At 70.4% G+C, this 25155-nt stretch carries 22 protein-coding genes; 7 read left to right on the top strand and 15 right to left on the bottom strand.

What is annotated here, in order from left to right; translation table 11 throughout:
- Positions 1–30: 30 nt before the first annotated feature.
- The 5 genes from ACTMVF_RS15800 to ACTMVF_RS15780 form a co-directional block, all read right to left on the bottom strand.
- On the bottom strand, positions 31–900 hold the full coding sequence (locus ACTMVF_RS15800; RefSeq protein ID WP_441271649.1) for a hypothetical protein: 870 nt from the start codon (positions 898–900) through the stop codon (positions 31–33).
- On the bottom strand, positions 897–3086 hold the full coding sequence (locus tag ACTMVF_RS15795; protein ID WP_441271648.1) for a polysaccharide deacetylase family protein: 2190 nt from the start codon (positions 3084–3086) through the stop codon (positions 897–899). The genes ACTMVF_RS15800 and ACTMVF_RS15795 overlap by 4 nt, the downstream gene beginning before the upstream one ends.
- On the bottom strand, positions 3083–3295 hold the full coding sequence (locus ACTMVF_RS15790; RefSeq protein ID WP_441271647.1) for a hypothetical protein: 213 nt from the start codon (positions 3293–3295) through the stop codon (positions 3083–3085). Before ACTMVF_RS15790 ends, ACTMVF_RS15795 begins: the two co-directional genes overlap by 4 nt.
- The gene (locus ACTMVF_RS15785) at positions 3295–4734 is read right to left on the bottom strand and encodes a glycosyltransferase family 2 protein (protein ID WP_441271772.1); all 1440 of its coding nucleotides are present in this window, start codon (positions 4732–4734) and stop codon (positions 3295–3297) included. The genes ACTMVF_RS15790 and ACTMVF_RS15785 overlap by 1 nt, the downstream gene beginning before the upstream one ends.
- A gap of 155 nt (positions 4735–4889) precedes the next feature.
- On the bottom strand, positions 4890–6254 hold the full coding sequence (locus ACTMVF_RS15780; protein ID WP_441271646.1) for a nucleotide sugar dehydrogenase: 1365 nt from the start codon (positions 6252–6254) through the stop codon (positions 4890–4892).
- 490 nt (positions 6255–6744) lie between these two features.
- Here ACTMVF_RS15780 and ACTMVF_RS15775 point away from each other — a divergent pair, with 490 nt between their 5' ends.
- Both ACTMVF_RS15775 and ACTMVF_RS15770 read left to right on the top strand, forming a co-directional pair.
- On the top strand, positions 6745–7728 hold the full coding sequence (locus ACTMVF_RS15775) for an aldo/keto reductase (protein ID WP_441271645.1): 984 nt from the start codon (positions 6745–6747) through the stop codon (positions 7726–7728).
- Positions 7729–7786: 58 nt separating this feature from the next.
- Positions 7787–8590, top strand: a complete 804-nt coding sequence (locus tag ACTMVF_RS15770; protein WP_441271644.1) for a DUF427 domain-containing protein — start codon at positions 7787–7789, stop codon at positions 8588–8590.
- 33 nt (positions 8591–8623) lie between these two features.
- Here the strand turns inward: ACTMVF_RS15770 and ACTMVF_RS15765 are convergent, their stop codons facing one another.
- The 6 genes from ACTMVF_RS15765 to iolC are packed head-to-tail and all read right to left on the bottom strand — an operon-like array spanning position 8624 to position 15684.
- The gene (locus tag ACTMVF_RS15765; protein WP_441271643.1) at positions 8624–9409 is read right to left on the bottom strand and encodes a GntR family transcriptional regulator; all 786 of its coding nucleotides are present in this window, start codon (positions 9407–9409) and stop codon (positions 8624–8626) included.
- Between the two features lie 24 nt (positions 9410–9433).
- The gene (locus ACTMVF_RS15760) at positions 9434–10927 is read right to left on the bottom strand and encodes a CoA-acylating methylmalonate-semialdehyde dehydrogenase (protein WP_441271642.1); all 1494 of its coding nucleotides are present in this window, start codon (positions 10925–10927) and stop codon (positions 9434–9436) included.
- A gap of 60 nt (positions 10928–10987) precedes the next feature.
- Positions 10988–12865, bottom strand: coding sequence for a 3D-(3,5/4)-trihydroxycyclohexane-1,2-dione acylhydrolase (decyclizing) (iolD, locus tag ACTMVF_RS15755; protein WP_441271641.1), 1878 nt, complete (start codon positions 12863–12865; stop codon positions 10988–10990).
- Positions 12866–12873: 8 nt separating this feature from the next.
- Complete coding sequence (gene iolB / locus ACTMVF_RS15750) at positions 12874–13761, bottom strand: 5-deoxy-glucuronate isomerase (RefSeq protein WP_441271640.1); 888 nt, start codon at positions 13759–13761, stop codon at positions 12874–12876.
- A gap of 25 nt (positions 13762–13786) precedes the next feature.
- The gene (locus ACTMVF_RS15745) at positions 13787–14665 is read right to left on the bottom strand and encodes a Cgl0159 family (beta/alpha)8-fold protein (protein ID WP_441271639.1); all 879 of its coding nucleotides are present in this window, start codon (positions 14663–14665) and stop codon (positions 13787–13789) included.
- A 35-nt stretch (positions 14666–14700) separates the two neighbouring features.
- Positions 14701–15684, bottom strand: coding sequence for a 5-dehydro-2-deoxygluconokinase (gene iolC, locus ACTMVF_RS15740; protein ID WP_441271638.1), 984 nt, complete (start codon positions 15682–15684; stop codon positions 14701–14703).
- A gap of 297 nt (positions 15685–15981) precedes the next feature.
- On the opposite strand from iolC, the gene ACTMVF_RS15735 reads away from it, so the two are divergent.
- From ACTMVF_RS15735 to ACTMVF_RS15715, 5 genes are read left to right on the top strand one after another with little or no spacing between them, the layout of a single operon-like run.
- Positions 15982–16998, top strand: coding sequence for a sugar ABC transporter substrate-binding protein (locus tag ACTMVF_RS15735; RefSeq protein WP_441271637.1), 1017 nt, complete (start codon positions 15982–15984; stop codon positions 16996–16998).
- A gap of 5 nt (positions 16999–17003) precedes the next feature.
- The gene (locus ACTMVF_RS15730) at positions 17004–18077 is read left to right on the top strand and encodes an ABC transporter permease (protein ID WP_441271636.1); all 1074 of its coding nucleotides are present in this window, start codon (positions 17004–17006) and stop codon (positions 18075–18077) included.
- Between the two features lie 5 nt (positions 18078–18082).
- Complete coding sequence (locus ACTMVF_RS15725) at positions 18083–18991, top strand: ATP-binding cassette domain-containing protein (protein ID WP_441271635.1); 909 nt, start codon at positions 18083–18085, stop codon at positions 18989–18991.
- Position 18992: 1 nt separating this feature from the next.
- Positions 18993–19895, top strand: a complete 903-nt coding sequence (locus ACTMVF_RS15720; RefSeq protein WP_441271634.1) for a sugar phosphate isomerase/epimerase family protein — start codon at positions 18993–18995, stop codon at positions 19893–19895.
- Between the two features lie 25 nt (positions 19896–19920).
- The gene (locus tag ACTMVF_RS15715; RefSeq protein WP_441271633.1) at positions 19921–20946 is read left to right on the top strand and encodes a Gfo/Idh/MocA family protein; all 1026 of its coding nucleotides are present in this window, start codon (positions 19921–19923) and stop codon (positions 20944–20946) included.
- Positions 20947–21010: 64 nt separating this feature from the next.
- On the opposite strand, the gene ACTMVF_RS15710 is transcribed toward ACTMVF_RS15715, so the two are convergent.
- The 4 genes from ACTMVF_RS15710 to ACTMVF_RS15695 form a co-directional block, all read right to left on the bottom strand.
- Positions 21011–22066 (bottom strand): Gfo/Idh/MocA family protein, encoded by a 1056-nt coding sequence (locus ACTMVF_RS15710; protein ID WP_441271632.1) that lies wholly within the window; start codon positions 22064–22066, stop codon positions 21011–21013.
- Positions 22063–23067 (bottom strand): Gfo/Idh/MocA family protein, encoded by a 1005-nt coding sequence (locus ACTMVF_RS15705; RefSeq protein WP_441271631.1) that lies wholly within the window; start codon positions 23065–23067, stop codon positions 22063–22065. The genes ACTMVF_RS15710 and ACTMVF_RS15705 overlap by 4 nt, the downstream gene beginning before the upstream one ends.
- Before the next feature lie 107 nt (positions 23068–23174).
- Positions 23175–23951: an SDR family oxidoreductase gene (locus tag ACTMVF_RS15700; RefSeq protein WP_441271630.1), complete on the bottom strand. Its 777-nt coding sequence runs from the start codon at positions 23949–23951 to the stop codon at positions 23175–23177.
- A gap of 26 nt (positions 23952–23977) precedes the next feature.
- Positions 23978–25144 carry a phytanoyl-CoA dioxygenase family protein gene (locus ACTMVF_RS15695; protein WP_441271629.1) on the bottom strand — a complete coding sequence of 389 codons (1167 nt, stop codon included), beginning with the start codon at positions 25142–25144 and terminating at the stop codon, positions 23978–23980.
- Positions 25145–25155 lie beyond the last annotated feature (11 nt).

The raw sequence follows: 25155 nt of genomic DNA, 5'->3' as shown, positions 1-25155 counted from the left end.
CCGCGCCGCCTCGCTCTCGCTGATGGGCCGTCAACCGGCCGTCGGTGTGGGACGCACCGGCGTGGCGCGGAAATCGCGGAAGAGCAGCTCGGTGTTGTCCGCCCGCAGTCCCACACGGCCCGGTTGCCGGAGCGGCCCGGGGGAGCGGTCCGTGCCCGTGAGGACCGTCTTCCCGTCGATGTCCAGCCGGAGCCGCACCGATCCCGAGGGCAGGTTGACGGCGCTCGCCTCCACCTGGTGCCAGGTGCCGTAGGAGAGGGCGTGCCTGCCCTCGGCCAGGGTGACGTAGCGCCCGTCGTCCTCGCCCCCGCCTCCGTGGCCCGGAATCTTGCGCTTGATCACCACCTCGCCGTCGCGGCGGCGGAAGCTGAGCCCGTACAGCTCCTCCGGGCTGTGGTAGCGCAGCCAGATGTGGCCGCCGTCCCACTCCCGGGCGGGAGTGCTGGGCGTGGTGACGGGCGGGTCCAGCCGAACCCACGTGCTCACCGTCGCCGCCCCGAAATCGCGGCGGTGTGTGACCAGGCGAAAGATGGCCGAGCCGGTGTGGCGGGCGGAGTCGGGGCCGGTTTCCTCGGCGTCGGGCACGCCCGTCCAGCCGGCGCCGTCCTTGGCGAAGAGGGAACCGCTGGTGGTGATCCAGTCGCGGGAGAGCTTCGCGTCCGGGTTCTTCGGGTGGAGGAAGGCGAACGCGTTGGTGACGAGCCCCTCCTTGCCGAAGGTCGGCTCGAACACGACCGCCGACTTTGCGCGTGGTTCCTCCTCGCCCATCTGCATGAGCAGGGCCGTGCCGGTCCCCATGGCGACCGCGGTGGCCAGCAGCAGGCCGTAGAGGCGTGTTCGCCGGGGGATCCTCCGGCCCTTGGACCGGAGGATCCCCCGGGGCGTCGGTTCGTCGCTCATCCGCCGGCCGCCGGTCGGACGTCGAGGTGGGTCAGGGGAGGCCAGGAGCTGCGGTTGGTCATCCGGTACGCCGCGTAGGCCACGCCCCCGGTCTCACCCTTCGCGGGCAGCGTCATCTGTACCTTTCCGTCCACGCTGATCACCGTGGACCGGCCGGTCGCCGTGATCGACACGGTGTGGGAGTCGGCTGCCTTCAGCGCGCGGGTGCCGACCAGGTTCTGGCTGTCGGCGTTCCCGGAGAGCACCTCCAGCCGGCTGTGGGAGACCTGCACGCCGACCACGCTCGGACTGCCCACTCTGACCTGAATTGCACCTTTCACGCTCGGATCGTAAAGCTTGGAGACCGTGCCGCTCACCGTGTAGCCGCCCCATCCACGCGTCCGGGCGGGCTCATACGCCCCATGGACGGACAGGGCGCTGCGATCCAGTGGTGTGATCACGCCGTCCTTGATCTGGAACGGTGCCTGCACCCCTGGGGCGCTCTCCCAGTACAGCGGCGCCTGCACTCCCGGGTGGCTTTCCGCGTACGCGTCGAGGTTCAGCCGTGCCGGTTCGGACTCGGTCCGCCTGCTCCCGTCAGCCGAAGGGGCCTTCTGGGGCAGTGGGGAAAGGTGCAGGTCGCTGAAGGCCGGTGGTGGTACCCCCGGTCGGCTGCTGCCGACCCGGATGCCGAGGCCCCCGGTGAGCTCGGTGGCGGGGATGCCCTTGGCCGTCCAGCTGAGCTCGGTGCCGCCGTCCACCCGGACCGTCGTGGTGGCACCGCGCACGCCGACGCTCAGCGTGTGCGAGGTGTCCGGCACCAGCTCGCGCATGGCCACCTGGCGTCCGCGGTGTTCCATCGTGACGGCGCCCTGACCGACCGTGAGCACGACCATGCCCTCGTTGCGGCTGCGTACGGCGACGGCGGCCCGGTTGGCTCCTTCGCTCAGCCCGGTGACGGTGGCGTCCACCCGGTAGTCGGTCCAGTCCACGCTCCCGAGGGCGCGGTACTCCGCGGCGGCGTAGCGCTGGTTCCTGTCGGGGAAGCGCCGCTCGGTGAAGACGTCCATGCCCTGCTGGTCGGTGTCGTCGTTGCGCGTCCAGGCGGTGGGTTCGGTCAGGGGTGCGGAGGCGACGGGTGGCGTCTGGGTCCACTGCGCGATCTCGGACAGCAGTCCGTCGGGGGTGGTCGACTTGAGCACTTCGAGCCGCTGCATCGTGCGCTCCGCCGCGGCGCGGCGACTGGTGGCGGCCAGCGGCTCCAGCGGATTGGGCGGCTTGTTGGACATGTTGGCCGTGTAGTGCTCGAACAGCAGGTCCTGCAGCGTCAGCCCCGCGGGCAGGTTGCCGCGCTCCGTGGCCTCGCTGAAGGGGTAGGCGAACAGCTCGGGCCGCGGCAGGCCGTGGTGCTCGAACGCGCGGATGTTCTTCGTGATGTCGGTGGTCACGCGCTCCCGGTACTCCGCGCGGGTCTCCAGTCGACGCAGGTCGTGCAGCCACAGGCGGTGGGAGAGGGCGGAGCCGACGTGCCCGGCGGCGTCCACCGGCTTGCGCCGGTGCAGGTCGTGGGTGTGGGCCTGGAAGTCCCACCGGCCGGAGCCGGCCATCTTCCCGATCTCCCGCCAGGACAGGTAGTAGGGGCGGTCGTCCACCCGGGAGGTGATCAGGAAGACGGTGCCGTGCATGTGATGGCGGGCCATGATGCGGTCGGCGTTGACCCACAGGCCGTTCGGTCCGTCGTCGAAGGTGAGGAAGACCGATCTCGGCGGGGCGGGGCCGCCCTTGAGGTAGTTGACGTACTCCTCGCTGGTCAGGCTGCGGTATCCCGCCTTCTCCAGCGCGGCCATCTGGGCGTCGAAGGCCGCGGGGGTGACCACGTACTCGCTGGGGTCGTCGGTGTTGATGTCGTGGTAGGTCAGCACGACGGGGGCGGTGGAGGCGGGCAGTCCCTTGACCGACCGCTCGGCTGCCACGGCCGTGCCGGCGGCGACGTGGGTGACCGGCGGGTCGTTCTGCTTGCTCATGTACTTCTGGTCCAGGTAGTACTGGGCCGCCGCGTAGAACGGCACCAGCAGCACGCCGACGGCGAGCAGGATCAGTCCGCTGCGGACCCACCAGTGGGTGACACGGCGCATGCCTCGCCGCGTCCGGCCACCCAGGCCGCCGAACCGGGGTGTCGGCCTCGACTGGGGTTCGGTCGCCGTCACGGGAGGATGCCTCCTCGGGTGAGCACCATCGCGTACAGGAAGACGACCACGGCGAGCGAGAGCAACAGGCCCAGCAGGCGACCGGCCCGGCGCAGGTCGGTCCCGGTCAGGCCGATCCTGGACAGGTCGATCCTGGACAGGCCTCTCTTGGAGAGGTCGATCTTGGAGAGGTCGATTTTGGACAGGGCTGTCCTGGGCAGGCCGTTCATCAGGTAGCGCTCCTTGACCAGACCCCTCGCCGGATGGTGGCGAGGGAGTACGGCAGCAGCCAGGCCAGCAGCAGGGTGGAGAGCAGGCCCATCGCCGGCCGGTAGACCCAGCGGCTGTCCCCCGGGTTGTCGATCTTGAAGGCGAGGCCGTAGGCGCAGCCCTTGAGGATGATTCCGCACAGGTACAGCACGGTGAGGAAGGCCGCCCCGTGCAACGGCGCCCAGATGATGTGCCGGAACGCCATGAACGGTGCCGCGGTCACCCACAGCACGTGGCCGTAGTAGAGGGTCGCCGGCCCCAGGCCCATGCGCCACATGAAGGTGCCGGTGAAGCACAGGTTGCGGATGAAGCTCTTCTTCCAGCGGATCTGCTGCTTCATCAAGGGCCGGAAGCGGGGCGGGGCGTTGGTCCACACCTTGGCCGTGTAGCAGTAGCCGATGCGCCATCTGCGTTCGGGGTAGTCCCGCCCGGTGACGAACGGCGACTCGGCGTACCGGGCCTTGAGCGACGGGCCCTTCCACTTCTGGCCCAGGACGTAGCCGGTGAGCTGGCGGTCGGTGGAGAAGCGGAACGGGGCGCCCATGAAACGGTCGTTGGCCCAGGCGGGCAGGTAGTTGAAGATGGCGTCCCGGCGGAACACCGCCAGCGGGCCGGAGACGCAGGTGACGGTCCCCCAGGTGGACTCGGTCGCCTTGCCCACCCGGAACTGGCCCTCGAACCACACGTCCTGCGCCTTCGTCCAGAAACTGAAGTCGGCGTTGAGCGCACGGGCGTGGCCGCTCACAGCCCCCATTTCGGGGTGCTTGACGAGCGCGCGGACGCAGTGGCTGAGAGCGTCCGGCGCCAGGAAGCAGTCGGAGTCGGTCATGGCGATGATGTCGCCTTCGGCCTCCTCGCAGGCGCGGACCAGGGCGCCCTTCTTGCCGAGGTTCTTCGCCAGGCAGATGACCCTGATGTCGAGTTCCTTCTCCAGCCGCCGCAGCACGTCCTGGGTGCCGTCCTCGGACAGGTCGTCGACGACGATGACCTGGAGGTCCGGGTAGTCGCTGGTGGCCATGGAACGCACGCAGTCCTCGATGCACTCCACCTCGTCCTTGACCGCGAGCAAGAAGCTCACCTTCGGCACGGCGGGCAGCGCGGGGAAGCTGTCGGCATCCTTCGGCCGCCTGCGCATGGGGCGGACCGACGGATCGTCGTAGCGGGTGTAGGCGAGGTAGAACATCGTGATGGTGCCGAGCAGGACGGTGAAGCCGTAGCTCATCAGCAGCGGGTCCTGCACCAGCGCCGGCGTTCCCCGCGCCAGGATCAGCAGCAGCGGCAGCAGGCAGATCAGGGTCAGAACACGCCGCGCGTCGTAGCGGGTGTCCGGGTCCATCCGGTCCAGCTGGCGGCGCACCAGCCCGGGGCGCTGTGGCCGTGCCGAGCGAAGCGGTGGCAGCGGTGGGGGCGCGGGCCTCGGCCGGGTGAGGACGCCGGCCCGGCCCGGCCCCGCCCCGTTCGGTGACGGATCGCGGAGCTTCGGCCCGTTCGGCACCAGCCGCGGGGCCGGAGCGCCACCCGCTTCGGGATGCTTGCGGCCTGCGTACGCGGCGCTCACGGGACCGCCTTGGCTTGGTGCGGGCCGAGTCGGTAGGTGGCGTCCAGTACGGCCGTCTGATCGGCGAGCCATCCCAGATCCGTGCCCGGCTGCACCGTGTGCACCACGACCAGGTCCCAATGCTCCGCCTCCGGCTCGGTGACGCCGACGAGCGTCCTGGAGCCGATCTCGAGGGTGGGGATCAGGGGGTCCGTGAAGTGCACCTTGGCGCCGTCCTCGGCCAGGTCCGCCAGGATCTCCAGGGCGGGCGACTCGCGCAGGTCCGCGACGCCCGGCTTGTAGGCGACGCCCACCACCAGGATCCGGGCGCCCGAGGTGCTGGTGCCCCGGTCGGCGAGGAGATCGCGCACGCGCCGTACGACCTGCCGGGGGCGGGCCGCGATCGCGGACATCGCCGTCTCGACGAGCGGAGAGGTGACGCGCAGGGCCCGCAGTTGCCAGAGCAGGTAGTGCGGATCGCAGGGGATGCAGTGGCCGCCCACGCCGGGCCCGGGATAGTGCGCCACGAAGCCGTACGGCTTGGTCGCCGCCGCCTCGATGATCGGCAGGGGTTGCAGGCCGAGCGCCCGGCAGTCCTCGGCGAACTCGTTGGCCAGGGCCAGGTTGACGGCGCGGTACGTGTTCTCCCACAGCTTGGTCATCTCGGCCTCCTCGGCCGAGGACACCGTATGGACGGCGGGCGCGGTCCGGCGCAGCACGGCGGCGGCCAGGCCGGTGCTCTGCTCGCCCGTGCCACCGACCACGCGCGGCGTGCGGTCGTGGGAGACATTCGGGTGGTCGTTGACGAGTCCCGGGTCGATGCGCTCCGGCGAGAAGGCCACGAACACATCGCGGCCGACCCGGAGGCCCCGCTCGGTCAGCGGCTCCACCAGCAGATCGTGGGTGGCGCCCACGTAGGTGGTGGAGGTGAGCATCAGCAGCTGGCCGGGCACGGCGTGCTCGACCACGGTGGCGCAGGCCGCGGAGAGCGCGCGCAGGTCGGGCACGAAGTGGCGGTCGATCGGAGTGGGCACGCAGATCACGACGGTGCGCGCCCGGGCTGTCGCGGTGGGGTCCGACGTGATGGTGAAGCGGGGGTCGTCCACGTACCGGGCAAGGCGCTCGTGGTCGGTGGGCGTCAGGTCCGCCGCGCGGTGGCGGATGGCGTCCAGCCGGCTCGCGCTGACGTCGACGCCGATGACCTCGTTGCCCGCCGCGAGCAGGGCCAGGGCCGTGGGCAGGCCGACATAGCCGAGGCCGACGATGGCGACGGCCGCCGCGGCATGGTCGGTCTCCGCGGCCTGGTCGACCTGCGTGGGCGCGTGCTCGTGGTCGGCATCAGGGATCCGTTGGGCGCTCCGCCGGAGGGAAAGGAGGGACATCGGTGCTCCGAGGACGGGACAGGCGGGGATGTCGGATGCGTGGTCCCGGTGCTCCCGAGGGGAGTGGCTCCCCGACCCGGAGAGCAGCGAGACGTAACCTGATGTTGTACGTTTACGCCGTATATGCCCATCTTGCCCCTGTGGGTGGAGGGGGTCAAGGGGGGACGGGCGGGAGCGGTCATCCCCCGCAGTCGAGGTCGGTGCGCTGACGCAGCACCCGCAGCTCGTAGCCCTGGAGCCGCATCTCGTAGACCAGGGGCCGCTGCTGGTCCCACGGCCCTCGGAGGTCGCCGGACTTCGGGAAGCCTCATCAGGCCGGTCTCGGACACGGCCGAAGAATGCGGCGGTGTCAGAATGCGGCGGCGTCGTGCCGCCGTCGGCGCCGGGACGGCAGGAGGCATGACCCGCACTCTTGACTTGAAGTGCGCTTCAAGATGAAGACTCCCGTTCGTGCCCCGGACCGGGCGCACGAACGGGAGGAGACCCAGCCATGAAGTACCGCACCCTCGGCGCCGCCCCGAGGAACCGCCGTGAGGTCAGCGTCCTCGCGCTCGGCGCGATGCTGTTCGGCTCACGGACCGACGAGGAGACCTCCTTCGCCGTACTCGACCGCTATGTCGAGGCGGGCGGGACCTTCATCGACACGTCCGACAACTACGCCTTCTGGATCGACGGCGGCCAGGGCGGGCAGAGCGAGGAACTGCTCGGCCGGTGGCGGCGCAGCCGCGGTATCGGCGACGAGATCGTCATCGCCACCAAGCTCGGGGCGCGCCCCCTGGCCCCCGGCACCACCTACGTCGACAACGCGGAAGGCCTGTCCGCGAAGATGATCCGCGAGTCCGCCGAACGCAGCCGCGACCGGCTCGGCGTGGCCAAGCTGGACCTGCTCTACGCCCACATCGAGGACCGGCGAGTCCCCCTCCAGGAGACCGTCGAGGGGTTCGCCGAGCTGGTGAGCGAGGGCACCGTCGGCCTCCTCGGCGTCAGCAACCACGCGATGTGGCGGGTCGAGCGGGCCCGTGCCCTCGCCGCGGCGGCCGGACTGCCCGGCTACGAGGTGCTCCAATACGCCCACAGCCACCTGCGGCCCCGCCTCGACATCCCCGAGGGCCTGTTCCCCGACGGCAGCCTCGGTCACGCCGGCCCCGACCTGCTCAGCTATCTGCGGGCCGAACCCGGCCTGACCCTGGTCGCCTACTCGCCGCTGCTGAAGGGCGCCTACACCCACCCGGACCGACTGCCCGCCGACTTCGACCACCCGGGCACACCGGCCCGCCTCAAAGTGCTGCGCGAGGTCGCGCAGGAGACCGGGGCCACCGTCAACCAGGTCGTCCTGGCCTGGCAGATCGGCGGCGCCCTGCCGATCATCCCGCTGGTCGGGGCGTCGTCCGTGGCCCAGCTGGAGGAGAGCCTGGCCGCCGTCGACCTGGAGCTGACCCCGGAGCAGCGGACCCGGCTCGACTCCGTCCACTGACCGCGCCGGTCGCCGGGCTGCGCAGTAGGCTCCCCGGAGGAGCCGAAGGAGAGTGGCCATGCCTCTGTTCCCCACCGAGCGGTCCGTCCGTACGACCCCCGAAGGCCTCCTGTGGGAGCCCAGCGAGCGCTGGGTGCGGGGCCGCAAGGGCGACGTCACCGTCGTCGACAGCCGGCACCCCGTCCTGGTCTGGGAACCCGATCTGCCCGTGCCGTGCTACACGTTCCCGCGCGAGGACGTCCGCACGGACCTTCTCCGCCCGGCCAAGAACCCGCAGCCGGGCAGACACACCGGGTCGCAGATCTTCTACGACCTCGAAGTCGACCGTGAGCTGGTGGAGAACGCGGCCTGGACCTTCCCCGCCGCCGACCTGGCCGGGCACATCTCCTTCGAGTGGTTCCGGCGTTGGGGGAGCGGCCTCGACCACTGGTACGAGGAGGAGGAAGAGATCTTCATCCACCCGCGCGACCCGCACAAACGAGTGGACGCCATGCCCAGCAGCCGCCACGTCCAGGTCGAGATCGGCGGCACCGTCGTCGCGGACAGCCACCGCCCGGTGCTGCTGTTCGAGACCGGGCTGCCGACCCGGTACTACCTGCCCCGCGAGGACGTCCGGCTCGACCTGTTCGAGCCCACCGACCACCGCACCGGGTGCCCGTACAAGGGCACGGCCCAGTACTGGAACTGGAGTGGCGAGGGCGAGGTCCCGCGGAACATCGCCTGGAGCTACGCCGAGCCGCTGTCCGCGGTGGGGCCCGTCAAGGGGCTCGTCGCCTTCTACAACGAGGCCGTCGACATCACCGTGGACGGCGAAGACCTGCCCCGGCCGGTCACGCCGTTCACCGCGAGCCTCAAGCCCTGATCATCGCGAGCCTCAGGGCCTTGTTCGCGAGCCTCACACCCTGACCAGCACCTGGAAGTCGAACGCGTACCGGGACGCGCGGTAGATGTGCGTCCCGTACTCGACCGGCCGGCCCGTGTCGTCGTACGCCGTGCGCTGCATGGTCAGTAGCGCGGCGCCCTCCTTCTCGTCGAGGCGCTCGGCCTCCTCGGCGGTGGCGCAGCGGGCGCCGATGGTCTGGCGGGCGCTGTGCAGGGTGATTCCGGCGGCGCGCATCATCCGGTACAGGCCGGTCGACTCCAGCCGAGCCGTGTCCAGGTCGAGCAGGCTCGCCGGAAGGTAGTTGCAGAGGATGGCCACGGGCTGGCCGTGGGTGCAGCGCAGCCGCTCCAGGACCGTGACCTCCGCGCCCTCCGCGATGCCGAGCGCGGCCGCGACGTCGGCGGTCGCCGGGACGCGTTCGTTGCGGACGACCTCGGTGGTCGGGCCCTGCCCGGCCGCCTCCAGGTCGTCGTAGAGGCTGCTGAGCTCCAACGGGCGCTTGACCTGGCTGTGGACCACCTGGGTGCCCACCCCGCGCCGCCGCACCAGCAGCCCTTTGTCGACGAGCGACTGGATGGCCTGCCGGACGGTGGGCCGGGACAGGCCCAGCCGCACCGACAGGTCGACCTCGTTGCCCAGGAGGTTGCCCGGAGCGAGGACCCCGTGCTCGATCGCCGACTCCAGCTGCCGGGCGAGCTGGTAGTACAGCGGCACCGGACTGCCCCGGTCCAGGGCGAAGTCCAGCGAGTCCAGCGCGGAGGCGGATCCGGCACGTGTGGAGCCGCGGGTCTTCGCCATGGGACGAACCTCCCTGTCAGGGTGTCAGGAGTTGCTGGGGAAACCGAGGTTGATGCCACCGTCGGACGGGTCCGGCCAGCGGGTCGTGATCACCTTGCCCTGCGTGTAGAAGGCGATGCCGTCGTTGCCGTAGATGTGCAGATCGCCGAAGAGCGAGTCCTTCCAGCCACCGAAGGAGTGGTAGCCGACCGGCACCGGGATCGGCACGTTCACGCCGACCATGCCCGCCTTGACCTCGAGCTGGAAGCGGCGGGCGGCACCGCCGTCCCGGGTGAAGATCGCGGTGCCGTTGCCCCAACGGGAGTCGTTGATGAGCTTGATGGCCTCTTCGTACGTCTCCGCGCGGACCACGGCGAGCACCGGGCCGAAGATCTCGTCGCGGTACGCGTCCGCCGTCAGCGGCACCCGGTCCAGCAGCGAGACGCCGAGGAAGAAGCCGTCCTCGTGGCCCTCGACCGAGTAGCCGGTGCCGTCGACGACGACCTCCGCGCCCTGCTCGGCGGCCGAAGCCACATAGGACGCCACCTTGTCGCGGTGCTCGCGCGTGATCAGGGGGCCCATCTCGGAGGCGGGGTCGTTGCCGGGGCCGATGCGCAGGTTCTTCGCGCGCTCGGCGATCTTGCCGACCAACTCGTCGCCCGTGTCGCCGACCGCGACCACGACCGACACGGCCATGCAGCGCTCGCCCGCCGAACCGTACGCGGCGTTGATCGCCTGGTCGGCGGCGAAGTCCAGGTCGGCGTCGGGCAGGACCAGCATGTGGTTCTTGGCGCCGCCCAGGGCCTGCACGCGCTTGCCGTGCTCAACTGCCTTGAGCTGGATGTACTTTGCGATCGGGGTCGAGCCGACGAAGGAGACCGCCTCGATGTCCGGGTGCTCCAGGAGCCGGTCCACGGCCACCTTGTCGCCCTGCACGACGTTCAGCACACCGTCCGGCAGCCCGGCCTCGGAGGCCAGTTCCGCGAGGCGGAAGGACGCCGACGGGTCCTTCTCGCTCGGCTTCAGCACGAAGGTGTTGCCGCACGCGATGGCCAGCGGGAACATCCACATCGGCACCATGGCCGGGAAGTTGAACGGCGTGATGCCCGCGACGACGCCGAGCGGCTGGCGGATCGAGGCCACGTCCACCCGGCTCGACACCTGAGTCGACAGCTCGCCCTTCAGCTGCACGGAGATCCCGCAGGCCAGCTCCACGATCTCCATACCGCGCGCCACCTCACCGAGCGCGTCGGAGTGCACCTTGCCGTGCTCGGCGGTGATCAGCTCGGCGATCTCGTCGCGGTGGGCGTCGAGCAGCTCGCGGTACTTGAACAGGACCGCGGTGCGCTTGGCCAGGGAGGACTGGCCCCAGCTCTCGAACGCGGCCTTCGCCGAGGCGACGGCGGCGTCCACCTCGTCGACGGTCGCGAAGGCGACCTGCTTCTCCTGGGCGCCGGTGGCCGGGTTGTAGACGGGGGCGAAGCGGCCGGAGCCGCCCTCCACGGGCTTGCCGTCGATCCAGTGGGTGATGGTCTTCATGGGGCGAAATGCCTTTCAAGTGCGGGTCGTGTGCGGGGAGTTCGGAGATGGTGACGGCGATCAGAGGTGGTGACGGCGTCCGGCGACGTGCTGGTCGTACCGCTCGCGGGCCTCGACGGCGGCCTCGCGGGAGGCGACCTCGGCCACGGGTACGTCCCACCAGGCCTCGGCGCCCGGCGAGGTCGGGTTCGTGATGTCGGTCTCGACGTACACGCAGGTCGGCCGGTCGGAGGTACGGGCCGTCGCCAGCGCCTCGCGCAACTCACGCACCGTCTTGGCACGCAGGACGTCCATGCCGAGGCTGGCCGCGTTGGCGGCGAGGTCCACCGGGAGCGGGGCCCCGGTGAAGGTGCCGTCGGCGGCCCGGTAACGGTAGTCGGTGCCGAAGCGCTCGCCGCCCGTCTCGGCCGACAGGCCGCCGATGGAGGCGTAGCCGTGGTTCTGGATCAGGACGATGTTGACCGGCAGACCCTCCTGGACCGCGGTCACGATCTCCGTCGGCATCATCAGATACGTGCCGTCACCGACGAGCGACCACACGGCCGTGTCCGGGGCGGCCTGCTGGATGCCGATCCCGGCCGGGATCTCGTAGCCCATGCAGGAGTAGCCGTACTCCAGGTGGTACTGGCGCGGCGAGCGCGACCGCCACAGCTTGTGCAGGTCGCCCGGGAGCGAACCGGCCGCGTTGATCACCACGTCGTCGTCGCCGACGACCGCGTCCAGGGCGCCCAGCACCTGGGTCTGCGTCGGTACGGCGCTCTCGTCGTCGGCACGGTAGGCGGCCTCGACGACCGTGTCCCAGCGCTCCTTGCCGGCGCGGTACTCGGCCTCGTACGCCGCGTCCACCCGGTGGCCGGAAAGCGCCCCGGTCAGCTGCTCCAGGCCGGTCCGCGCATCGCAGACCAGCGTCCGCGCCGCCAGCTTGTGCGCGTCGAACCCGGTGATGTTGAGGTTCAGGAAGCGCACGTCCGGGTTCTGGAAGAGCGTGCCGGAGGCGGTGGTGAAGTCCGTGTACCGGGTGCCCACGCCGATCACCAGGTCGGCGGCGCGGGCGATGTCGTCGCTGACCGAGGTGCCGGTGTGGCCGATACCGCCGAGGTCGGCCGGGTGGTCGAAGCGCAGGGAGCCCTTGCCGGCCTGGGTGGAGGAGACCGGGATGCCGGTGGCCTCGACGAAGGCCTTCAGCGCCGCCTCGGCCTCGCTGTGGTGGACGCCGCCGCCCGCCACGATCAGGGGGCGCTCGGCGGCCCGGATCGCCTCGACGGCCGCCGTCAGCTCGACCGGGTCGGGCGCGGGGCGCCGTACGTACCAGACGCGCTCGGCGAAGAACTCCTGAGGCCAGTCGTACGCCTCCGCCTGGACGTCCTGGGGGAGGGCCAGCGTGACCGCGCCGGTCTCGGCGGGGTCGGCGAGGACGCGCATGGCGTTCAGCGCCGACGGGATCAGGGCCTCGGGGCGGGTGATCCGGTCGAAGTACTTCGACACCGGGCGCAGGGTGTCGTTGACCGACACGTCCGCCTCGGTCGGGTGCTCCAGCTGCTGGAGCAGCGGGTCGGGGGCGTGCGAGGCGAAGTAGTCGCCGGGGAGGAGCAGGACCGGCAGGCGGTTGATCGTGGCCAGGGCGGCACCCGTGACGAGGTTCGTCGCGCCCGGACCGATCGACGTCGTCACCGCCTGCGCGGAGAGGCGGTTGAGCTGGCGGGCGTAGCCGACGGCCGCGTGCACCATGGACTGCTCGTTGCGGCCCTGGTGGTACGGCATGACGTCCTCGCCCGCCTGGAGGAGGGCCTGACCGATGCCGGCCACATTGCCGTGGCCGAAGATGCCCCAGGTGCCGGCGATCAGCCGGTGCCGTACGCCGTCGCGCTCGGTGTACTGGGCGGACAGGAACCGCACCAGCGCCTGGGCGACGGTCAGGCGGACGGTGGATTGGCTCATCGAGGACCTCACTGGGATGGAGCGGTGTAGAGGGGCAGACGGGGGTCGACGGGCTGGTCCGGCCAGGTGCCGCGGATCCAGGCGTGATCGGGGTGGTCGCAGATCAGCCAGGCGCGCTCGGCCTCGGGACCCGCCATGACGTTGAGGTAGTACATGTGGTGGCCGGGCACCGCCATCGAGGGGCCGTGCCAGCCGTCGGGGATCAGTACGACGTCGCCGCCGCGGACCTCGGCCAGGACGTCGGTGTTGCGGCCCTGTCCGGAGGGCGAGACGCGCTGGTAGCCGAGGCCGGGCGTGCCCTCGTGGTCGGCGAACTCGAAGTAGTAGATCTCCTCCAGCACCGACTCCTCGCCGGGGCGGTGCTCGTCGTGCTTGTGCGGTGGGAAGGACGACCAGTTGCCGCCCGGGGTGATGACCTCGACCGCGATGAGCTTGTCGCACTCGAAGACCCCGGCCGCGCCGAAGTTGTTCACCTGGCGGCTGCTGTTGCCCGTGCCGCGCAGCTCCACCGGCACCGACGACGCCGGCCCGTACCGGGCGGGCAGTCGCCGGGAGCAGCGCGCGCCGGTCAGCGCGAACCGCCCGCCGCCGGGGGACGAGACGGTCGTACGGGCATCGCGCGGCACGTACGCGAAGTCGCTCACGCCGCTGAACACGCTGTCACGGCCGGCGAGTGGGAACGTCTCGTGGCCGAAATCGTCCGCGGCCTCGACCGTGCAGCCGCCGCTCAACGGCAGGACGATCCACTCGCTGTCGCCGGTGTCGAAGCTGTGCGAGCCGCCGGGCGGCAGCTCCAGGATCCGCAGGCTGGAGTAGCCCCAGCCGGCCTTCTCGGGCGTGACGTCCACGACGTACGGGCCGCCGAGCGCCTTTCCCGCGGGAAGGTGATAGGTCATCGAGTTCTCCGCCTCACAATCCGGGTCACAACAGGCCGACGGCCGTGTCCACCGCCGTCTCCACGCTGCCCTCGGCCGGGTAGAGCAGCGAGCGGCCGACGACCATGCCCTGCACGGTGGGGAGCCTGAGCGCCTTGCGCCAGCGCTCGTACGCGCCTTCCTGGTCGTCCCCGACCTCACCGCCGAGCAGGACGACGGGCAGCGTGGACGTCTCAAGAACTTCGGCCATGTCGTCGGGGTCATGGGTGACGGGCAGTTTCAGCCAGGTGTACGCCGAGGTGCCGCCGAGGCCGGACGCGATGGCGATCGACCTGGTGACGGCCTCGGCGGACAGGTCGTTGCGCACCCGGCCGTCGATCCGCCGGGAGATGAACGGCTCGACGAACAGCGGGAGTCGCCGCGCGGCCATGTCGTCGATGGCGCGGGCCGTGGACTCCAGGGTGGTCAGCGAGCCCGGGTCGTCGTAGTCGATCCGGACCAGCAGCTTGCCCGCGTCGAAGCGCAGTCGGGCGATGTCCTCGGCGCGGTGGCCGGTGAAGCGGTCGTCCATCTCGAAGGACGCCCCGGCCAGGCCGCCGCGGTTCATGGAGCCCATGACAACCTTGTCGTCGAGGACGCCGAGCAGCAGCAGGTCCTCAAGGATGTCCGCGGTGGCCAGGACCCCGTCCACGCCGGGCCGCGACAGCGCGATGCAGAGACGTTCCAGCAGATCGGCCCTGTTCGCCATGGCCAGGCGCCGGTCGCCGACGCCCAGGGCGCCGCGCGCCGGATGGTCGGCGGCCACGATCATCAGGCGGCCGCTGTCGCCGATCAGCGGGCGGCGCACCCGGCGGGCGGCGGCCTCGGTGATCGCCTCGGGGTGCCGGGCTCTGACCGCGGTGAGGTCGGGGATGGTCATGCTCAAAGGAAGCTCCAGTTCGGGGGTGGCTCGGCCGGCCGTCACGACGCCTGTGCGAGGAGGCTCTCGACCTCGGACTCGGTGGGCATCGCGGAGGAGCAGGCGAGGCGGGAGGCGACGAGGGCGCCGGCGGCGTTGGCGTACCGCATGGTTTCGGCCAGGTCCCAGCCGGACAGCAGCCCGTGGACCAGCGAGCCGCCGAAGGCGTCGCCCGCGCCGAGGCCGTTGGCCACCTCGACCGGCACCGGCGGCACCTCGGCCTCCGTACCGTCGCGGTGCAGCGCCAGGACGCCCTTGGGGCCCTGCTTGACCACCGCCAGCTCCACACCGGCCGCCAGCAGCGCCTCGGCGCAGGCGCGGGGCTCGCGGACTCCGGTGGCGACCTCGCACTCGTCGAGGTTGCCGACGGCGACCGTCGCGTGCCGCAGCGCCTCCGCGTAGTACGGGCGGGCCTCCTCGGGCCCGCGGCGGGAGCCGCTGTTGTCACTGCTCCAGAACATCGGGCGCCAGTCGAGGTCGAAGACCGTGGTGCCCGCCTTGTCGCGCGCCTTGAGGGCGGCGAGGGTGGCGGAGCGGCTCGGCTCCTCGCTCAGACCGGTGCCCGTGATCCAGAAGACCCGGGCCGAGCGGATGGCCCAGTAGTCCAGCTCGTCGGAATGTATCTCCAGGTCAGGGGCCTTAGGCTGCCGGTAGAAGTACAGCGGGAAGTCGTCCGGCGGGAAGATCTCGCAGAACGTCACCGGCGTCGGGTACGCCGCGACGGGCGTCACCCAGCGGTCGTCGACGCCGAAGTCCTTCAGGGCCTCGTGCAGATAGGCGCCGAACGGGTCGTCGCCGGTGCGGGTGATCACGGCGGTGGTACGGCCGAGCCGAGCGGCGGCGACCGCGACGTTCGCGGCGGAGCCGCCGAGGAATTTGCCGAACGTCTCCACCTGCGTCAGAGGTAGGCCAGACTGCAGGGGGTAGAGATCGACTCCTATCCTTCCCATCGTGATCAAGTCGAAGGACTTGGCTGACTCGGCCATGCGCGACGCTCCTACAGCTGGACAGGGGTTGCGGGTCCCAGCGGGCCTGCCGCCTCCCAGGTGTAGGGCGTGGAGGCCGACGCTGTCAATACTTTGTACTTACATTCGGACCTGAGTGTGAAATGATGTCTTAACAAAGTATTGACAGCGGGCGCATCCAGGGATTGGATCCCTTCCCAACGCCACCGCCGTGTTCCACGGCACGCGACCCGGGCTTTCAAGGGTCCGGGACATGGATCCAGATCACTCCCTTTCCCCCCGTCGCACACCCCCGTCGCACAGTGAGGTGCTGGAAAGATGGACCGCTCTTACTCTCGCTCCCGCAGGATGGCCCCCGTAGTGGCCGTCGCAGCAGCGGCAGCGCTGACGCTCGCAGGATGCTCCAGCAGCTCCGGCGGCAAGAAGGCTGAGGAGAGCGCGGAGGGCGCCTCCGCCGGCAAGGCAAACACGCCCCGGATGACGGTCGCCCTGGTCACCCACCAGTCGGCGGGCGACACCTTCTGGGACATCGTCCGCAAGGGCGCCGAGGCGGCCGCCGCCAAGGACAACATCAAGCTGATCTACTCCAACGACCCGAACGCGGGCAACCAGGCCAACCTGGTCCAGAACGCGATCGACCAGAAGGTCGACGGCATCGCGATCACCCTCGCCAAGCCGGACGCCATGAAGGACGTCGTGAGCAAGGCGAAGGCGGCCGGCATACCGGTGGTCGGCCTCAACTCCGGTGTGAGCGACTGGCAGAAGCTCGGCCTGATGGAGTTCTTCGGCCAGGACGAGACCGTGGCGGGCGAGGCGCTCGGCAAGCGGCTGAACGAGGCCGGCGCCAAGAAGGCCGTCTGTGTCATCCAGGAGCAGGGCAACATCGGCCTGGAGCAGCGCTGCGCCGGCGTGAAGAAGACCTTCGAGGGTGACGTCGAGAACCTCAACGTCAACGGCACGGACATGCCGTCCGTGAAGTCCACGATCACCGCCAAGCTCAAGACGGACAGCGACATCGACTACGTCGTCGCCCTCGGTGCCCCGTTCGCGCTGACGGCCGCGCAGTCCGTGGACGAGGCGGGCAGCAAGGCGAAGGTCGCCACCTTCGACCTCAACAAGCAGCTGACCGGAGCGATCAAGGACGGCACCATCGAGTTCGCCGTCGACCAGCAGCCCTACCTCCAGGGCTACCTGGCGATCGACTCCCTGTGGCTCTACAAGAACAACGGCAACTACATGGGCGGCGGCGAGGCACCGGTGCTGACCGGACCTGCCTTCGTCGACAAGACGAATGTCGAGACCATCGACAAGTTCGCCGCGAAGGGTACTCGGTGACGAACATGACCCAACAGGCTGAGCCGGCGGTGACCACACCGCCGGCCCCCGGCCCCAGCAAGGAATCCGACGGGCGTACCCAGCAGCGCCCCCTGGCGCTGCGCCTCCTCGCCCGTCCCGAGGTCGGCGTCTTCCTCGGCGCCGTCGCGGTGCTGATCTTCTTCCTCATCACGGCACCGGCCGTGCGTGACGGCAGCTCGATGGCGAACATCCTGTACCAGTCGTCGACCATCGGGATCATGGCCCTGCCGGTCGCGCTGCTGATGATCGGCGGCGAGTTCGACCTGTCGTCCGGTGTCGCCGTGGTCACCTCGGCACTGACGGCCAGCATGACCGCCTACCAGCTGAGCATGAACGTCTGGGTCGGTGTGATCGTCGCCCTGATCGTGTCGCTCGCGGTGGGTCTGTTCAACGGCTGGCTGCTCGTCAAGACCGGACTGCCCAGCTTCCTGGTCACCCTCGGCACCTTCCTGATCCTCCAGGGCGTGAACCTCGCGGTGACGAAGCTGATCACCGGCAACGTCGCCACGGACGACATCAGCGACATGGACGGCTTCGACCAGGCCAAGGCGCTCTTCGCCTCGTCCTTCGACGTCGGCGGCGTCCAGGTGAAGATCACCGTCGTGTGGTGGCTGGTCTTCGCGGCGCTGGCGACCTGGGTCCTGCTCCGCACCAAGTACGGCAACTGGATCTTCGCGGTCGGCGGCAACCAGGGCAGCGCCCGCGCGGTCGGTGTGCCGGTGACGTTCACGAAGATCTCGCTGTTCATGCTGGTCGGCTTCGGTGCCTGGTTCGTCGGTATGCACCAGCTGTTCTCGTTCAACACCGTGCAGTCCGGCGAGGGCGTGGGCCAGGAGCTCATCTACATCGCCGCGGCCGTCATCGGCGGCTGTCTGCTGACCGGCGGCGCGGGCTCCGCGATCGGCCCGGTCTTCGGCGCCTTCATGTTCGGCATGGTCCAGCAGGGCATCGTCTACGCCGGCTGGAACCCCGACTGGTTCAAGGCATTCCTCGGCGTGATGCTCCTCGGCGCCGTCCTCATCAATCTGTGGGTCCAGCGCACGGCGACCAGGAGGTGACCTGAATGACCACCGAAAAGACCGGCACCCACGGTGCCGTCCTCCAGGACAAGGCCCCGGCCAAGGACGCCCCGATCGTCGAACTGCGCGGCGCGGGCAAGTCCTACGGCAACATCCGCGCCCTGCACGGCGTCGACCTGAAGGTGTTCCCCAACCAGGTCACCTGCGTCCTGGGCGACAACGGCGCCGGCAAGTCCACCCTCATCAAGATCATCTCGGGGTTGCACCAGCACACCGAGGGCCAGTTCCTCGTCGACGGAGAGCCGGTGCGCTTCTCCACCCCGCGCGAGGCCCTCGACGCCGGTATCGCCACCGTCTACCAGGACCTCGCCGTCGTCCCCCTGATGCCGGTGTGGCGCAACTTCTTCCTCGGCTCGGAGATGACCAAGGGCCCCTGGCCGCTGCGCCGTCTCGACATCGAGAAGATGAAGAAGACGGCCGACGAAGAGCTGCGCAACATGGGCATCGTCCTGGACGACCTGGAACAGCCCATCGGCACCCTCTCCGGCGGCCAGCGCCAGTGCGTGGCGATCGCCCGCGCCGTCTACTTCGGCGCCCGCGTCCTCATCCTGGACGAGCCCACCGCCGCCCTCGGCGTCAAGCAGTCCGGCGTGGTCCTGAAGTACATCGCCGCCGCCCGCGAGAAGGGCCTCGGCGTCATCTTCATCACCCACAACCCCCACCACGCCTACATGGTCGGCGACCACTTCAGCGTCCTGCGCCTGGGCACCATGGAGCTCAACGCCTCCCGTGACGAGGTCAGCCTCGAAGAGCTCACCAACCATATGGCCGGCGGCACCGAACTGGCCGCGCTCAAGCACGAGTTGAGCCAGGTCCGCGGCGTCGACGTCGAGGAGCTCCCCGAAGAGGAAGACCTCACCGCACCCCTGGCGACCACCGAAGGGAAGTCCTGAGATGCCCCCTGCGCTCGACCGTATCCGGGTCGGCTCGGCCCCCGACTCCTGGGGCGTCTGGTTCCCCGACGACCCCGTTCAGGTGCCCTGGGAACGCTTCCTCGACGAGGTCTCCGAGGCCGGCTACTCGTGGATCGAGCTGGGCCCGTACGGCTATCTGCCGACCGACCCGGCCCGCCTCACCGACGAGGTGAACAAGCGGAATCTGAAGGTCTCGGCGGGCACGATCTTCTGCGGCCTGCACCGCGGCCCGTCCGAGTGGGACTCGACCTGGGAGCAGGTCAGCCGGGTCGCCTCGCTCACTCAGGCCATGGGCGCGAAGCACCTGGTCGTCATCCCGTCCTTCTGGCGGGACGACAAGACCGCCGAGATCCTGGAGCCGCCGGAGCTCACCGGCGAGCAGTGGGCGTACCTGACCAAGGGCATGGAGCGGCTCGGTCATGAGGTGAAGGAGGCGTACGGCCTCGACATCGTCGTGCACCCGCACGCCGACACCCACATCGACACCGAGGCCCACGTCGAGCGCTTCCTCGACTCGACCGACTCCGACCTGGTCAACCTCTGCCTGGACACCGGTCACTACGCCTACTGCGGTGGCGACAGCGTCAAGCTGATCGAGACCTACGGCGAGCGCATCGGCTATCTCCACCTCAAGCAGGTCGACCCGGAGATCCTCGCGGACGTGGTGAAGAACGAGATCCCGTTCGGCCCCGCCGTCCAGCGCGGCGTGATGTGCGAACCCCCGGCGGGCGTACCGGAGTTGGGGCCGGTCCTGGAGGCCGCGCAGAAGCTGAACGTGGATCTGTTCGCGATCGTCGAGCAGGACATGTACCCGTGCGAGCCGGACAAGCCGCTGCCCATCGCGGTCCGTACCCGTAAGTTCCTGAGGTCCTGCGGCGCCTGACGACCCGAAAGGACGGCCGATCGCCATGACTCAGCGTCCGCACACGCTCGGAGTCGCAGTCATCGGTACCGGAAAGATGGGTGCGGATCATGTGCGCCGTATCCAGGAGGTCACCAGCGGGGCACGGGTGACCGCCGTCGTGGACGTCGACGCGGAACGCGCCAAATCGGTCGCGGACCGTGTCGACGGCTGCACCGTCCACACCGACCCGGCCGCCGCGATGGCGGCGGCCGACGTCGACGCGGTGATCGTCGCCTCGCCGGGCCCCGCCCACGAGGCGGCGCTCCTCGCGGCCTTCGAGCACGACCTGCCGGTGCTGTGCGAGAAGCCCCTCACGCCGGACGCGGCCTCCGCGCTGAGGGTTCTTCAGGCCGAGCAGAAGCTGGGCCGGCGCCGGGTCCAGGTGGGCTTCATGCGGCGCTACGACGCCGAGTACATGAAGCTCAAGGCCCTGCTGGAGACGGGGCAGTTGGGCCGCCCCCTGATGCTGCACAACCGGCACCGCAACGTCGCCAGCTCGCCCGGCTGGACGTCCGAGATGCTCATCAACGACTCCGTGACGCACGAGATGGACGTGACCCGCTGGCTGCTCGGCCACGAGATCACGGCCGTCACCGTGCTCGCGCCGACCCCGTCCGACAACGCGCCGGACGGCATCCGGGACCCGCAGTTCGTCGTCTTCGAGACCGACGGCGGCGCGATCGTCGACGTCGAGATCTTCGTCAACTGCGGCTTCGGCTACCAGGTCCAGGCCGAGGTGGTCTGCGAACGCGGCACCGCCCGTGTCGGCGACGGCCACGCCCTGGTCACCAACGCCGCCGGCCGCTGGGGCGGCATCATCGCCCAGGACTACATCGAGCGGTTCGCCGACGCCTACGACCGTGAGGTCCAGGCCTGGGTCGACGCCACCCGGCGCGGCGAGGTCACCGGGCCCAGCGCCTGGGACGGGTACGCCGTGGCGGCGGTGTGCGAGGCGGGCGTACGGGCGTTGGAGGAGGGCGGGCGGGTCGCGGTGGAGCTGGTCGACCGGCCCGCGCTGTATCAGGACTGACAAAGACGGTTGGGCGTCGGGGAACTCCCCGGCGCCCAACCGTCTTTCCTTAACCTGTCTTTCGTCAGAGCGCCGAACGCGGCCGCGGCTCGAACCCCGCCGCCCGGTAGGACGCGTCGATCAGCGACATCGTCGCCAGTGCGTCGTCCGCATCCAGCGGGAGCGGAGCGTTCCGGCGTATGTGGGCGGCGAGCGCCTCCAGTTGGTAGGTGTACGACGAGCGCGTGCCGAGCCGCTCCGTCCGCTCGCCGTCCGCCGTACGCACCACCACCCGGTCGTCGCGGTGCGGCAGCACGAAGTTCGGCGCGAACGCCTCGCCCCGCGAGCCGACGATCCGGCAGCTCATCTCCAGCTCGTCGTACGCCATGTGGCAACGCGCGGACGCGGTCGCCCCACCCGGGAACTCCAGCTCGGCGTCCAGCCACTCGTCGACGCCCGGCGCGCCCGCCCTCCCCCAGACTCCGTTCGGGGGGACCCCCATCTCGCTTCGCTCGCCGCCCCGCGCCGAGACGAGCCGCGGCGCACCGCCAGCCCACGGCGCGAGCATCCGCGCCGCGTGCAGGCTGTAACAGCCGAGGTCCATCATGGCGCCGCCCGCGAGCGGCAGCGACCAGCGCGGGTCGGAGTCATCGGGCGAAGGAATCGCGACCAGCGTCTCCACCCGCTGCAACTCGCCCAGTTCGCCGCTTTCGAGGATCTCGTGCAGGCGCCGGGTGACCGGGTGGAAGAGGTAGTGGAAGGCCTCCATGAACACGGTGCCGGCCTTCGCCGCTGCCTCCCGCACCTCGGCCGCCTCCTCGGCGTTGCTCGCCGACGGCTTCTCCGTCAGGACGTGCTTGCCGGCCGCGAGCGCGGCGAGGTTCCACGGCCCGTGCAGACCGTTGGCGAGCGGGTTGTAGACGACCTCCACCTCGGGGTCGGCGAGCAGGTCGGCGTAGGAGTCCACCACCCGTTCCACGTCGTGCTCGTCGGCGAACGCCTCGGCGCGGGACCGGTCGCGCGCGGCCACCGCGACGAGGCGGTGGCCGGTCGTGCGGGCCGGGCCGACGAGGGAGAGCTCGGTGATGCGTGCCGCGCCCAGTACTCCGATGCGCAGCGGTTCCGGGCTCGAGTCGTTCATCCCTGCCGTACCTCCTCGATCGTCACCGGACGGTGCTCGTGCAGCGACAGTGTGCACGCGTCCGCGATCCAGCCGGCCTCCAGGGCGTCCTCGATCGTGCACGGGGACGGCCGGGTGCCCGCCACGACCTCGGTGAACGCGGTGAGTTCGGCGCGGTAGGCCTCGGTGAAGCGGTCCATGAAGAAGTCGTGCGGGGTGCCCGCCGGGAAGGTCACGCCGGGCTCGACCGAGCGCAGCGGCAGCTTGTCCTCCAGGCCCACGGCGATGGAGTCCTGGAAGCCGTGGATCTCCATGCGGACGTCGTAACCCCGCGCGTTGTGGCGCGAGTTGGAGACCACCGCGATGGTGCCGTCGTCCAGGGTGAGGATCGCGCCGGTGGTGTCGGCGTCGCCCGCCTCCTTGATGTAGTCGGCGCCCTTGTTGCCGCCCACGGCGTACACCTCGGTCACCTCGCGGCCGGTCACCCAGCGGATGATGTCGAAGTCGTGCACCGAGCAGTCCCGGAAGATGCCACCGGAGGCGGCGATGTAGGCGGCCGGCGGCGGCGCCGGGTCCAGGGTGGTCGAGCGGACCGTGTGCAGCTTGCCCAGCTCGCCGCTCTGCACGGCGGCACGGGCATTGACGAAACCGGTGTCGAAGCGGCGGTTGTAGCCGATCTGGATCGGCACGTCCTTGCCCTGGACGGCCTTCAGCACCTCGACGCCCTCGCTCATGGTCTTGGCGACGGGCTTCTCGCAGAAGACGGGGATGCCGGCCTCGACCCCGGCCAGGATCAGCGCGGGGTGGGCGTCGGTCGCGGCCGCGACGACGATGCCGTCCACGCCGGCCGCCAGCAGGGCCTCCGGCGAGTCCACGACCTCGGCGCCGAACCGCTCCGCGGCGGCCTTGGCGGCATCCGCGAACGGGTCGGTGACGACGAGGGAGTCGACCGCGTCGAGTCCGGAGAGGGTCTCGGCGTGGAAGGCGCCGATGCGGCCGAGGCCGAGGATTCCGATGCGCATGAGCTCTGCTGCTTTCTTGGTGTGTGGTTGCTGTTCGTTGCCGGGGCTCCGCCCCGGACCCCGTCGTCTTCGGGCTCGTCCTCAAACGCCGGACGGGCTCCATTGCTTCAGTCCAGCCCGCCCAGTACGTTCTGGTCCCAGTCGATCACCGACCCGGTGACCACCCCGGACCGATCGGACAACAGGAAGACCACGAAGTCGGCGATCTCATCGGGCTGGCCCAGCTTGCCCATCGGCAGCCGGGCGGCGGCCTGCTCGCGCCAGTCGTCGGCCGCCCCGTGGAACGTCTTCTGCGTGGCGTCCTCACCCTCCGTCGCCGTCCAGCCGATGTTCAGGCCGTTGATCCGGACCCGGTCCCAGCGGTGTGCGTGCGCGGCGTTGCGGGTCAGCCCGATCAGGCCGGCCTTCGCGGCGACGTACGGCGCGAGGAAGGGCTGCCCGCCGTGCGCCGAGGACGTGATGATGTTGACGATCGTGCCGGGCGCCCCCCGCGCGACCATGTCCGAGACGGCGGCCTGCATGGCGAAGAACGGCGCCTTGAGGTTGATCGCGATGTGCTGGTCGAACAGCTCGGGCGTGGTGTCGAGCAGCGTGCCCCGGGAGGTCAGCCCCGCCGAGTTGACCAGGCCGTCGATCCGGCCGTACGCGTCGACGACCTCGGCGACGGACGCCTTCGCCTGGTCGGCGTCCGCCAGGTCGGCCTGCACGAACATGGCCTTGCCGCCGTCGGCGGCGAGTTCGGCCACGAGGGCTTCGCCGGGCTCGGCACGCCGCCCGGTGACGGCGACGACCGCCCCTTCACGAACGGCCGCCCGCGCGATGGCGGCGCCGACACCCTGACTGCCGCCGTTGACGAGGACGACCTTGTCGTCGAGAAGTCCCATGGCTTTCCGGTTCCTTCCAGCTTTCGTCAGCTCTGGCGCCGCTCGGCGCCGGCCCGCAGTTCGTCCCGCAGAGCCGTCGGCGTCCATGCCTCGCGCAGCGCGCGCCGTACGACGTCCGCCTGCGAGGGCGGGGCCAGCCCGGCCACCGGCGGATCGCTGTCGAGGTTGGTGGGGAAGGGGTAGCCCTCGGCGCTCGCGGCGATCACGTTCGCCCTCCATGCCTCGTCGGCACCCTCGCTCTGCCGCTTGAGCAGCACGGGGTAGACGGCGTTCGCGACCGCCTCGCGGTCCACCGTCTCCATCGCCCGTCCGAACGCGGAGGACACCTGCAGGAGGTTCGCCATGCGCCGGATGTCCGCCGAGCGGTTGGTGCCGGCCGCGTGGAACAGCGCCGGGTTGAAGAAGGCCGCGTCGCCTTTGGCGAGCGGGAGCTGGACGTTGTGGGCCTCGAAGTGGGCCTGGAAGTCAGGCAGCCGCCACGCCAGATAGCCCTGCTCGTACGTCTGTGAGTACGGCAGGTACATCGTCGGCCCGGACTCGACCGGCATGTCGCAGTGCGCGATGGCCCCCTGGAGGGTGAGCACGGGGGAGAGGCGGTGGACGTGGGCCGGGTACGCGGCCGCCACGTCGTTCGACAGGAACCCCAGGTGGTAGTCGCGGTGCACGGTCTGGGCCGCGCCGCCCGGGTTGACCACGTTGACCTGTGAGGTCACCTGGTAGCCGGGGCCGAGCCAGGCGGTGGAGACCAACGCCAGGATGTCGTTGGCGTAGTAGTCGGCGAACGCCTCGGCGTCGTACAGCGCCGCCTTCTCCAGCGCGTTCCACACCCGGTCGTTCGCACCGGGCTTGGCGAAGTGGTCGCCCGCGTCGGCGCCGGACGCGCGCTGCTCGGCGATCAGGGCGTCGAAGACCTCGGTGAGCCGGTCGACGACGCCGGGGTCCGGGAAGGCGCCCTGGAAGACCACGATGCCGGGGCCGTCGGTGAGGGCGCGCACCAGCTCCGCCTGGACCTCCCGGACGTCCTCGGCCCGACGCAGCCGCTCACTGTCGTAGCGCAGGACGTTCCGCTCCACGGAGGCGGCGTACGGGTAGTCGGCGAGGTCGGTCGTCCGCTCGACGAGAGCGCGGAAGGCGTCGAGGTCGCAGTCCTGCTCGGACAGCCAGGCACGGCGGTGTACGGAGGTGAAGGACATCGGCGTCCTCT

This window comes from Streptomyces sp. SD31 (assembly GCF_052068475.1).
Lineage (GTDB): Bacteria > Actinomycetota > Actinomycetes > Streptomycetales > Streptomycetaceae > Streptomyces.
The sequence above is the reverse complement of the archived record's forward strand: the minus strand, read 5'-3'. Positions and strand labels throughout refer to the sequence as shown.

Excerpts from the sequence above, each read along its gene's own strand:
- ACTMVF_RS15800 (WP_441271649.1), bottom strand. The coding sequence starts at position 900 with ATGAGCGACGAACCGACGCCCCGGGGGATCCTCCGGTCCAAGGGCCGG.
- ACTMVF_RS15790 (WP_441271647.1), bottom strand. The coding sequence starts at position 3,295 with ATGAACGGCCTGCCCAGGACAGCCCTGTCCAAAATCGACCTCTCCAAG.
- ACTMVF_RS15780 (WP_441271646.1), bottom strand. The coding sequence starts at position 6,254 with ATGTCCCTCCTTTCCCTCCGGCGGAGCGCCCAACGGATCCCTGATGCC.
- ACTMVF_RS15775 (WP_441271645.1), top strand. The coding sequence starts at position 6,745 with ATGAAGTACCGCACCCTCGGCGCCGCCCCGAGGAACCGCCGTGAGGTC.
- ACTMVF_RS15770 (WP_441271644.1), top strand. The coding sequence starts at position 7,787 with ATGCCTCTGTTCCCCACCGAGCGGTCCGTCCGTACGACCCCCGAAGGC.
- ACTMVF_RS15765 (WP_441271643.1), bottom strand. The coding sequence starts at position 9,409 with ATGGCGAAGACCCGCGGCTCCACACGTGCCGGATCCGCCTCCGCGCTG.
- ACTMVF_RS15760 (WP_441271642.1), bottom strand. The coding sequence starts at position 10,927 with ATGAAGACCATCACCCACTGGATCGACGGCAAGCCCGTGGAGGGCGGC.
- iolD (WP_441271641.1), bottom strand. The coding sequence starts at position 12,865 with ATGAGCCAATCCACCGTCCGCCTGACCGTCGCCCAGGCGCTGGTGCGG.
- iolB (WP_441271640.1), bottom strand. The coding sequence starts at position 13,761 with ATGACCTATCACCTTCCCGCGGGAAAGGCGCTCGGCGGCCCGTACGTC.
- iolC (WP_441271638.1), bottom strand. The coding sequence starts at position 15,684 with ATGGCCGAGTCAGCCAAGTCCTTCGACTTGATCACGATGGGAAGGATA.
- ACTMVF_RS15735 (WP_441271637.1), top strand. The coding sequence starts at position 15,982 with ATGGACCGCTCTTACTCTCGCTCCCGCAGGATGGCCCCCGTAGTGGCC.
- ACTMVF_RS15730 (WP_441271636.1), top strand. The coding sequence starts at position 17,004 with ATGACCCAACAGGCTGAGCCGGCGGTGACCACACCGCCGGCCCCCGGC.
- ACTMVF_RS15725 (WP_441271635.1), top strand. The coding sequence starts at position 18,083 with ATGACCACCGAAAAGACCGGCACCCACGGTGCCGTCCTCCAGGACAAG.
- ACTMVF_RS15720 (WP_441271634.1), top strand. The coding sequence starts at position 18,993 with ATGCCCCCTGCGCTCGACCGTATCCGGGTCGGCTCGGCCCCCGACTCC.
- ACTMVF_RS15715 (WP_441271633.1), top strand. The coding sequence starts at position 19,921 with ATGACTCAGCGTCCGCACACGCTCGGAGTCGCAGTCATCGGTACCGGA.
- ACTMVF_RS15710 (WP_441271632.1), bottom strand. The coding sequence starts at position 22,066 with ATGAACGACTCGAGCCCGGAACCGCTGCGCATCGGAGTACTGGGCGCG.
- ACTMVF_RS15705 (WP_441271631.1), bottom strand. The coding sequence starts at position 23,067 with ATGCGCATCGGAATCCTCGGCCTCGGCCGCATCGGCGCCTTCCACGCC.
- ACTMVF_RS15700 (WP_441271630.1), bottom strand. The coding sequence starts at position 23,951 with ATGGGACTTCTCGACGACAAGGTCGTCCTCGTCAACGGCGGCAGTCAG.
- ACTMVF_RS15695 (WP_441271629.1), bottom strand. The coding sequence starts at position 25,144 with ATGTCCTTCACCTCCGTACACCGCCGTGCCTGGCTGTCCGAGCAGGAC.